The 8,791-nt window shown below is 69.7% G+C and carries 10 protein-coding genes; 3 read left to right on the forward strand and 7 right to left on the reverse strand.

Translation table 11 applies throughout. The features are described from left to right. The 5 genes from ABNT58_RS15210 to ABNT58_RS15230 all read right to left on the reverse strand — a co-directional run. Positions 1–577: Hsp70 family protein (locus ABNT58_RS15210; protein WP_348754304.1), on the reverse strand; the 577-nt coding region annotated here is incomplete at its 3' end. A gap of 74 nt (positions 578–651) precedes the next feature. Beyond that, positions 652–1,272, reverse strand: coding sequence for a nucleotide exchange factor GrpE (gene grpE, locus ABNT58_RS15215; RefSeq protein ID WP_348754305.1), 621 nt, complete (start codon positions 1,270–1,272; stop codon positions 652–654). A 95-nt stretch (positions 1,273–1,367) separates the two neighbouring features. Next, complete coding sequence (locus tag ABNT58_RS15220) at positions 1,368–1,829, reverse strand: RNA-binding S4 domain-containing protein (RefSeq protein WP_348754306.1); 462 nt, start codon at positions 1,827–1,829, stop codon at positions 1,368–1,370. Beyond that, entirely contained in the window at positions 1,826–3,274 is a 1,449-nt protein-coding gene (locus ABNT58_RS15225; protein ID WP_348754307.1) for a sensor histidine kinase, read from the reverse strand. The genes ABNT58_RS15220 and ABNT58_RS15225 overlap by 4 nt, the downstream gene beginning before the upstream one ends. Beyond that, positions 3,271–3,933 carry a response regulator transcription factor gene (locus ABNT58_RS15230; protein ID WP_348754308.1) on the reverse strand — a complete coding sequence of 221 codons (663 nt, stop codon included), beginning with the start codon at positions 3,931–3,933 and terminating at the stop codon, positions 3,271–3,273. Before ABNT58_RS15230 ends, ABNT58_RS15225 begins: the two co-directional genes overlap by 4 nt. A 122-nt stretch (positions 3,934–4,055) precedes the next feature. Between ABNT58_RS15230 and ABNT58_RS15235 the strand changes: the two genes are divergently transcribed. The 3 genes from ABNT58_RS15235 to ABNT58_RS15245 are packed head-to-tail and all read left to right on the forward strand — an operon-like array spanning position 4,056 to position 7,026. Next, a complete protein-coding gene (locus tag ABNT58_RS15235) occupies positions 4,056–5,015 on the forward strand; it encodes a tripartite tricarboxylate transporter substrate binding protein (protein WP_348754309.1) in 960 nt (319 codons plus the stop codon). Positions 5,016–5,023: 8 nt separating this feature from the next. Continuing rightward, the gene (locus ABNT58_RS15240; protein WP_348754310.1) at positions 5,024–5,536 is read left to right on the forward strand and encodes a tripartite tricarboxylate transporter TctB family protein; all 513 of its coding nucleotides are present in this window, start codon (positions 5,024–5,026) and stop codon (positions 5,534–5,536) included. 8 nt (positions 5,537–5,544) lie between these two features. Beyond that, positions 5,545–7,026 carry a tripartite tricarboxylate transporter permease gene (locus ABNT58_RS15245; protein ID WP_348754311.1) on the forward strand — a complete coding sequence of 494 codons (1,482 nt, stop codon included), beginning with the start codon at positions 5,545–5,547 and terminating at the stop codon, positions 7,024–7,026. A 50-nt stretch (positions 7,027–7,076) separates the two neighbouring features. Here the strand turns inward: ABNT58_RS15245 and hemH are convergent, their stop codons facing one another. After that, complete coding sequence (gene hemH, locus ABNT58_RS15250) at positions 7,077–8,177, reverse strand: ferrochelatase (protein WP_348754312.1); 1,101 nt, start codon at positions 8,175–8,177, stop codon at positions 7,077–7,079. A gap of 15 nt (positions 8,178–8,192) precedes the next feature. Next, a partial coding sequence (locus ABNT58_RS15255; RefSeq protein WP_348754313.1) for a response regulator occupies positions 8,193–8,791 on the reverse strand: 599 nt, incomplete at its 5' end.

The following is an 8,791-nucleotide window of genomic DNA, read 5'->3' on the forward strand; positions in this document are numbered from 1 at the left end:
CCGCGATCTTGCGGTCGCCCTTGCCATGCTTGTCCAGGCCGAAGGCCAGGGCCGCGGCGGTGGGCTCGTTGATGATGCGCTTGACGTCCAGACCCGCGATGCGGCCGGCGTCCTTGGTGGCCTGGCGCTGCGCGTCGTTGAAGTACGCGGGCACCGTGATCACGGCCTCGGTCACTTCTTCGCCCAGGTAGTCCTCGGCGGTCTTCTTCATCTTGCGCAGCACTTCGGCGCTGACCTGCGGCGGCGCAAACTTCTTGCCGCGCACTTCCACCCAGGCGTCGCCGTTGTCGGCGGCGGCGATGGTGTAGGGCATCAGGTCGATGTCCTTCTGCACTTCCTTCTCGGTGAACTTGCGACCGATCAGGCGCTTGACCGCGTACAGCGTGTTGCGCGGGTTGGTGACGGCCTGGCGCTTGGCGGCGGCGCCGACCAGGATCTCACCGTCTTCCTGGTACGCGATGATCGACGGCGTGGTGCGTGCACCTTCGCTGTTCTCGATCACGCGGGTGGTGTTGCCTTCCATGACCGCGACGCACGAGTTGGTGGTGCCGAGGTCGATGCCAATGATCTTGCCCATGTTCTGTTCTCCTGAATCTCAAAAAAATCTGCTTGGGTCCGAGTTGTGGATAACCCGGCGGTTTTTCAAGGGCTTTATTTCGGCGCCGACACCGTCACCAGCGCGGGGCGCAGCACCCGCTCGGCGATGAGGTAACCCTTTTGCAGCACGGCGACCACCGTGTTGGCTTCCTGGTCCGCCGGCACCACGCTGATGGCCTGGTGCTGGTGGGGGTCGAACTTGGTGCCCGCGGGCGGCGAGATCTCGACCACCTTGTTGCGCTCCAGCGCCTGGCTCAGCTGGCGCAGCGTGGCGTGCACGCCTTCGAGCATTTGCTGGGTGGTGGCGTTCTGGATGGCGAGGGCCGCCTCCAGGCTGTCCTTGACCGGCAGCAGCGACTCGGCAAAACCCTCGACCGCGAACTTGCGGGCCTTGGCCACTTCCTCTTCGGCGCGGCGGCGGGTGTTTTCCGCCTCGGCCTTGGAGCGCAGGTAGGCGTCGGCCACCTCGGCGTGCTTGGCTTCCAGCTCGGCCAGGCGGGCCTCGGCGGAGGAGACGGCGGCGGCCTGCGGCTCGGCGGCGGCGCCTTCAGCCGCGGCAGCGGCGCTGGCGGCGCCCGGCGCGGTGTGGGCAGCGTGGGCGGCGGCGTCGGCAGGCTGGGCTGCGGCGCCCGCGTTGGCGTTGAAACCGGGTTGGGTGGGGTCGTTCGACGTCATCGTTGTTTCAAGCGAAGAGGGGAGCTGCCAGGGACTTGGGGAGCGATCGCCCGGTTTCAAGAGGGCCTGCAAGCAGCAAGGTTGATGAAAATCGGTCAGGCGTCGTCGTCGCCGCCCTGGTCGCCCTGGTCATCCACCGACGCGCTCCAGCGCTGCCAGTCGGCCAGGGTGCGGCGGTCGCGCTTGGTGGGCCGGCCCTGCTCGATGCTGGCGGCCGGCTCCACGCCCTGGCGGCGCTGCTGCGCGGCCAGCTCGCGGCGGGCGATGCTGTCGGCGGTTTCTTCGTACAGCGCCTGCGCCACCGGCGCCGGGCCGCGCACGTGGCTCAGCCCCAGCACCCGCACCGTGCGCTGCACCGGGCCCTGGCGGAACTGCACCTGGTCGCCCACGCGCAGCTCGCGCGAGGCCTTGGCCACCTGCTCGTTCACGCTCACGCGGCCCTTGCCGATCTCCTCGGCAGCCAGGGAGCGGGTCTTGAAAAAGCGCGCGGCCCACAGCCATTTGTCCAGGCGGGGGCCATCGCGGTCCGTGTCGTCGTTCTTGTGTTTGCTCGTCATGGGCGGCCGGCATTGTCCGCGAGCGGCAGGCGCACCTGCGCATCCAGGCCGGTCACGCCCTCGGGACCGGGCCGGTTGTCGAGCGCGATGCGGCCGCCCAGCGGCTCGACGATCTCGCGGCAAATGGCGAGCCCGAGGCCCGAGCCGCTGCCCGGCTCACCGGCGCTGAAGGGCTGGAACAGCCGGCGGCGCAGCGCATCGCCGATGCCCGGGCCCTCGTCGCTCACCGTCAGCACGGCCTCGCCGCCGTCCACCGCCAGCCGCACCTGCAGCGCACTGCCTGGCGGGCCGTGCTTGATCGCGTTGTGCAGCAGGTTGCGGGTGAGCTCGCGCAGCGCCCAGGGATGCGCAGCCACACGGGCGGGCACCGTGTCCAGCGAAAAATCCAGGCCGCGGTCGGCCGACAGCGGCGCGATGTCCAGCGCCACCTGGCGCACGACGGGCGCCCAGTCTTCCGCCGCCGGCGCGCCCTGCTGGCGCAGCTGTTCCAGCTTGGCCAGCGCCAGCATCTGGTTGGCCAGGTCGGTGGCGCCCTGCACCGTGGCGCCGATTTCCTGCAGCGCCTGCGCGGGCGGCACGTCGCCGCGCTGGGCCGACTGCACCTGGGCCTTGAGCACCGCCAGCGGCGTGCGCAGCTGGTGCGAGGCATCACGCACGAAGCGCTTCTGGTGGTCCAGCAGCTGCTGCAGACGCTGCATCACCTCGTTCGTGGCTTCCATCAGCGGGCGCAGCTCCTTCGGCGCGCCTTGTGCATCCACCGGCGTCAGATCGCCTTCGCGCCGCTGGCGCAGCAGCTCGCTCAACTCGCGCACCGGGCGTGTGGCGCCTTGCACCACCAGCACCACCACCAGCGCCAGCACTGCCAGCAGCGCGGCCTGGCGCCACACGGTATCCAGCAGGATCTGGCGGGCCAGGGTCTGGCGCAGCTCCAGCGTCTCGGCCACCAGGATGGTGGCGGTGCCCATGCCGGCGGCGCTGGCCACCGGCTGCAGCAGCACGCCCACGCGCACCGGCTGACCGAGGTAGCGGTCGTCGTAGAAGTCCACCAGCGCCGCATACGGGCCCTTGGCGGGCAGGCGGCCATGCCAGTCGGGCAAGTCGGCGTAACCGGCCACCAGCTCGCCGTCGAAGCCCAGCACCTTGTAGAAGATGCGGCTGCGGTTGTCGGACTCGAAGGCTTCCAGCGCGGAGTAGGGCACCGAGGTGGTGACGCGCTGGCGGCCGGCCACGCGCTCCACCGCCAGCAGCTCGCCCAGCGACTTGGCCGAGGCCAGCAGCGTGCGGTCGTAGGCGGTGTTGGCCGAGCGCAGCGCTTGTCTATACAAGCTGGCGGTGTTCAGCGCCACCACGGCCAGCATGGGCAGCAGCAGGCCCCACAGCAGCCGGCTGCGCACCGACAGCCGCGCCAGCCGCCGGCGCAGGCGCATCAGCAGCGGCGGCTTCATCCCTTGAGCAGGTAGCCCAGGCCACGCAGCGTGACCAGCTGCGCCCCGGTGGCGGCCAGGCGCTTGCGCAGCCGGTACACCACCACCTCGATGGCTTCAGCCTGCGCGCTGGCATCGCCGGGGAACACCAGCTCGAACAGGCGCTCACGGGCCACCGCCTGGCCTGGCTGGGCCAGCAGGCCGCGCAGCAGCGCCGCTTCGCGCGGCGACAGGTCCATCGGCTGGCCCAGGTGGTAGATGGCGCCGCTGGCCGCGTCCACCCGCAGGCCGCAGAACTCGGGGGTCGGTGCCATCGCCTTGCCGGCACGGCGGGCCAGGGCCTGCACACGGGCTTCCAGTTCGTCGAGGTCGAAGGGCTTGGCCAGGTAGTCGTCGGCGCCCGTGTTCAGGCCCAGCACCCGGTCGCCCACGGTGCTGCGGGCGGTGAGGATGAGCACCGGCGTGGTGTAGCCGCGCTGGCGGGCCTGGGCCAGCACGTCCAACCCGTCCAGGTCGGGCAGGCTGAGGTCCAGCAGCACCACGTCGGGCACGCTGGCGGCCCAGCGGTCGAGTGCGCGGCTGCCTTCGCCGCACACCACCACCTGGAAGCCGCGGCGCTGGAACGAGCGCTGCAGCGTGGTCTGCATGGTGGGGTTGTCTTCGATCAGCAGCAGCTTCATGCACGCGCGCCCCGGGCCAGTGGCCCTAGCGCTTTCCCTAGGTGGTTGGACAGCCGTTTGACAGCTTTCTTGGCGAAGATCGCCCCGGCATTTTCACTAGAACGCTTCCGTCTGGAGACACCATGCGTCGCGACACCTTCCTGAAATCCCTGGCCGCCCTGGCGGCCACCGGTGCCTTGCCGATGTCGGCCTGGGCCTCGTCCAACCTCAAGATGATGATCCCGGCCAACCCGGGCGGCGGCTGGGACACCACCGGGCGGGCGCTGGGCAAGGCCATGATCGACTCCGGCGCCGCGGCCACCGTGAGCTATGAGAACAAGGGCGGCGCCGCCGGCACCATCGGCCTGGCGCAGTTCGTCAACAGCACCAAGGGCGACGGCAACTCGCTGATGGTGATGGGCGCGGTGATGCTGGGCGGCATCATCACCGGCAAGCCGCCGGTGCAGCTGTCGCAGGCCACGCCCATTGCGCGCCTGTCCAGCGAATACAACGTGTTCGTGCTGCCGGCCAACTCGCCCTTCAAGACCATGCAGGACGTGGTCGCGCAGCTGAAGAAGGACCCTGGCAGCGTGAAGTGGGGCGGCGGCTCGCGCGGCTCCACCGAGCACATCGCCGCGGCCATGCTGGCGCGCGAGGTGGGTGTCGATCCGGCCAAGATCAACTACGTGGCCTTCCGGGGGGGTGGCGAGGCCACCGCCGCCATCCTGGGCGGCAACGTGTCGGTGGGCGGCAGCGGCCTGAGCGAGTTCGCCGAGTACATCAAGGCCGGCAAGATGCGTGCAGTGGCCGTCACCTCGGAAAAGCGCCTGCCCGGCCAGGACATCCCGACCATGAAGGAGATGGGCTACAACGTGGTGATCGGCAACTGGCGCGGCGTGTTCGGCGCCAACGGCATCACACCCGAGCAGCGCAAGGTGCTGACCGACGCCATCGTCACTGCCACCAAGCACAAGTCGTGGGCCGAGGCGATCGAGCGCAACGGCTGGACGCCGGCGGTGCTCACCGGCCCGGCCTTCGACAAGTTCGTGGACGACGAATTCGCCTCGCTGCGGGCGATCATGGCCAAGTCCGGAATGATCTGACCTTCGCCATGCAGCGTTCTCAAACAGCGGTGGCCGTCGGCACGCTGGCGGTCGCAGGACTGCTCGCGGCCGGTGCGCGCGACATCAGCTCCGAAGCCGGCTATGCCGGCATCGGTCCCAACTTCGTGCCCTGGGTGGTGGCGGCCGCGCTGGCTGTGTGCGGGCTGTGGCTGTTGTGGGAAGCGTTGACCGGCGGCTTCCGCAACATGGAAGACGACGGCCCCGCGCCGGAGATCGAAGGCGACGGCAAGCCGTGCTGGATCGGCTTCGCGGCGGTCTCGGCGGGCATCCTGCTCAACGCGGCCCTGATCACCAGCCTGGGCTTCATCCTGAGCTGCTCCCTGTGCTTCGTGCTGGCCACCCGCGGCTACCGCGCCTCTCAAGGCCACCCCGACCTGCGGCCGGCCACGCTGGCGCGTGACCTGTTGGTGGGCCTCGCCATCTCGGCCCCGGTGTATTGGCTGTTCACCAAGCTGTTGGCCATCAACCTTCCCGGCCTGACGGCCACCGGCTGGATCTGAACGGCACCATGGACGTCTGGAATCAACTGCTCCAGGGCTTTGCCACCGCGGGCACCCCCATCAACCTGCTGTGGGCGCTGCTGGGTTGCACCATCGGCACGGCCATCGGCGTGCTGCCGGGCATCGGCCCGGCCACGGCGGTGGCCATGCTGCTGCCCATCACGCTGCAGGTCGAGCCCACCGGCTCGATGATCTTCTTTGCCGGCATCTACTACGGTGCGATGTACGGCGGCTCCACCACCTCCATCCTGCTCAACACCCCGGGCGAGGCGGCCTCCATGGTCACCGCGATGGAGGGCAACAAGATGGCCAAGAACGGCCGCGCGGGCGCTGCGCTGGCCACGGCGGCCATCGGCTCCTTCGTGGCCGGCACCATCGCCACGGTGGTGGTCACCATCGCGGCGCCGGTGGTGGCCAAGTACGCGGTGCTGCTGGGCCCGCCCGAGTACTTCATGCTGATGGTGCTGGCCTTTGCCACCGTCACCTCGGTGCTGGGCAAGAGCACGCTGCGGGGCTTCACCTCGCTGTTCATCGGCCTGGCGCTGGGCCTGATCGGCATCGACCAGATCACCGGCCAGGCGCGCTACACCCTGGGCGTGCCCGAGCTGATGGACGGCATGGAGGTGGTGCTGATCGCGGTGGGCCTGTTCGCGGTGGCCGAGGCGCTGCACGTGGTGCTGTTCGAAGGCCGCGTGGTGGAAACGCAGAACAAGCTGACCAAGGTGCACATGACCAGGCAGGAATGGAAGCGCTCCATCCCGGCCTGGCTGCGCGCCACCTTCATCGGCATTCCGTTCGGCACCATCCCGGCGGGCGGCAGCGAGATTCCCACCTTCCTCAGCTACGCCACTGAAAAGAAGTTCTCCAAGCACAAGGAGCAGTTCGGCACCACCGGCGCCATCGAAGGTGTGGCCGGCCCCGAGGCGGCCAACAACGCGGCGATCACCGCCACGCTGATTCCGCTGCTGACGCTGGGCATTCCCACCTCCAACACCGCAGCCATCCTGCTGGGGGCGTTCCAGAACTACGGCATCCAGCCCGGGCCGCAGCTGCTGGACACCAATGCCACGCTGGTGTGGGCGCTGATCGCTTCGCTGTACATCGGCAACGTGATGCTGCTGGTGCTCAACCTGCCGATGGTGGGGCTGTGGGTCAAGTTGCTGAAGGTGCCCAAGGCGCAGCTGTATGCCGGCATCCTGATCTTCGCGACCGTGGGCGTGTATGGCATGCGGCAGTCGGCGTTCGACCTGTTCCTGCTGTATGGCGTGGGTCTGCTGGGCCTGGTGCTGCGGCGCTTCGACTTCCCGGCCGCGCCGGTGGTCATCGGCATGATCCTGGGCCCGCTGGCCGAGGCGCAACTGCGCAATGCCCTGTCCATCGGCGAAGGCAAGTGGAGCATCCTGTGGGAGCGCCCGATGTCGGCCACGCTGCTGGCCTGCATCGTCGCGGTGCTGGTGCTGCCGCGGCTGATCAAGCTGTTCAAGCGCTGACGCGCGAAGCGCGTCGGTTAAAAGGGCCGCCTCTTGCAGGCGGCCTTTTCTTATTCTGTTGCCCCCATGGCCAGCGCTCGCTCGCGCTGGGCGTTGAGCTCTGCCGCCGGCTTGCCACGCACGTCCCAGCCCTGCAGATGCCGCTCGGCCAGCGCCGCCAGTGCGCTGATCCACTGCGGCTGGTCGTTCAGGCAGGGGATGTAGTGGAAGGCCTGGCCGCCGGCATGCAGGAAGGCTTCGCGCGCTTCCTGGTTGATTTCTTCCAGCGTCTCCAGGCAGTCGGAGGTGAAGCCGGGGCACATCACGTCCACGCGCTGGAGGCCCTGCTGCGCCAGCGCGATCAGCGTCGGCTCGGTGTAGGGCTCCAGCCACTTGGCCTTGCCGAAGCGGCTCTGGAAGGTGACCTGCAGCTCGTCGGGCCGCAGGCCCAGCGCCTCGCGCAGCAGGCGGGCGGTCACGTGGCATTCGCAGTGGTAGGGGTCGCCCAGGTGCAGGGTGCGTTCGGGCATGCCATGGAAGCTGAGCACCAGCTTCTGGCCGCGGCCCTGCGTGGCCCAGTGGTCGGTCACGCGGCGGGCCAGCGCGGCGATGTAGCCGGGGTCGTCGTGGTAGTGGTTGACGAAGCGCAGCTCCGGCTGGCGGCGTTGCCGGCCCAGCCAATCGTTGATCTTGTCGTTGGCGGTGGCGGTGGTGGAGCCGGCGTACTGCGGGTACAGCGGCAGCACCAGAATGCGCGTCGCGCCCTGGGCCTTCAGCTCGTCGAGCACGGACGGAATGGACGGGTTGCCGTAGCGCATCGCGTAGCGCACCAGCACGGCCGGCTCGGGCTGGCCCAGGCGCTCGCCCAGGTGGCCTTGCAGCAGCGTGGTCTGGCGCCGGGTCCACACCGCCAGCGGCGAGCCTTCGGGCGTCCAGATGCTGGCGTACTTGGCGGCCGACTTGGCCGGCCGCACCCGCAGGATGACGCCGTGCAGGATGGGCAGCCAGGCCGCGCGCGGGATCTCGACCACACGCGGGTCGCTGAGGAACTCGGCCAGGTAGGTGCGCAGGGCCGGGGCGGTGGGCGCGTCGGGCGTGCCCAGGTTGACGAGCAGGACCGCGGTGCGCTGCGGAGTGCCGTGGCGCCAGGCGGTGTCGGTTCGGGTCGTCATGCGGTGGAGGGGGTGTCAGCGGAGGTCGGCCGCCAGTCGGCCAAGGTCGGCGAGGATACGGGACAAGTCCAGTGGCTTGGACCAATAGCCGGCGAAACCCGCGGCCTGGGCACGGGCCAGGTCCTCGGGTGCGGCGTCGGCCGAACACATGTAGGCCGGCGTGTCGGCATGGCCCGGCATCGCGCGCAGCCGCGCCAGCACGTCGTAGCCGTTGCAATCGGGCAGGTGGGCATCGAGCACGAAGACGTCGGGCCGCAACTGCGGCAGCATCTCAAACAGCTCCTGGCCGCAGTCGGCCACATGCGTCTCGATGTCGGGCCGGGCGCGCAGTGCCTCGGTGAACAGCAGCGCGTTGACGCGGTTGTCCTCCAGGTACAGCACCTGCAGCTTGCGGGTGGGCGGCGGTGCGGGCGGCGGCTCCGTCGACGGGGGGGCGGCGGGCTGCGCCGCGGCCTGCGGCACGGCTTCAGCAGAGGCCGCTCCCGCCGGCGGCAGTGCAGGCGCGGCTGCCGGCAGGCTCACCCGCACCGAAGTGCCTAAACCGGGCTGGCTGCTCAGGCTCACCTGGCCGCCCATGTCGGACACCAGGCGCTTGGCGATCAGCAGCCCCAGGC

It is taken from the genome of uncultured Aquincola sp., assembly GCF_964001545.1.
Taxonomy (GTDB): Bacteria; Pseudomonadota; Gammaproteobacteria; order Burkholderiales; family Burkholderiaceae_C; genus Aquincola.

What these genes read in the sequence shown, in the direction of transcription:
- hemH (WP_348754312.1), bottom strand. Translation starts at nt 8,177, where the DNA reads ATGACGACCCGAACCGACACCGCCTGGCGCCACGGCACTCCGCAGCGC.
- ABNT58_RS15225 (WP_348754307.1), bottom strand. Translation starts at nt 3,274, where the DNA reads ATGAAGCCGCCGCTGCTGATGCGCCTGCGCCGGCGGCTGGCGCGGCTG.
- ABNT58_RS15240 (WP_348754310.1), top strand. Translation starts at nt 5,024, where the DNA reads ATGCAGCGTTCTCAAACAGCGGTGGCCGTCGGCACGCTGGCGGTCGCA.
- ABNT58_RS15245 (WP_348754311.1), top strand. Translation starts at nt 5,545, where the DNA reads ATGGACGTCTGGAATCAACTGCTCCAGGGCTTTGCCACCGCGGGCACC.
- ABNT58_RS15235 (WP_348754309.1), top strand. Translation starts at nt 4,056, where the DNA reads ATGCGTCGCGACACCTTCCTGAAATCCCTGGCCGCCCTGGCGGCCACC.
- ABNT58_RS15220 (WP_348754306.1), bottom strand. Translation starts at nt 1,829, where the DNA reads ATGACGAGCAAACACAAGAACGACGACACGGACCGCGATGGCCCCCGC.
- grpE (WP_348754305.1), bottom strand. Translation starts at nt 1,272, where the DNA reads ATGACGTCGAACGACCCCACCCAACCCGGTTTCAACGCCAACGCGGGC.
- ABNT58_RS15230 (WP_348754308.1), bottom strand. Translation starts at nt 3,933, where the DNA reads ATGAAGCTGCTGCTGATCGAAGACAACCCCACCATGCAGACCACGCTG.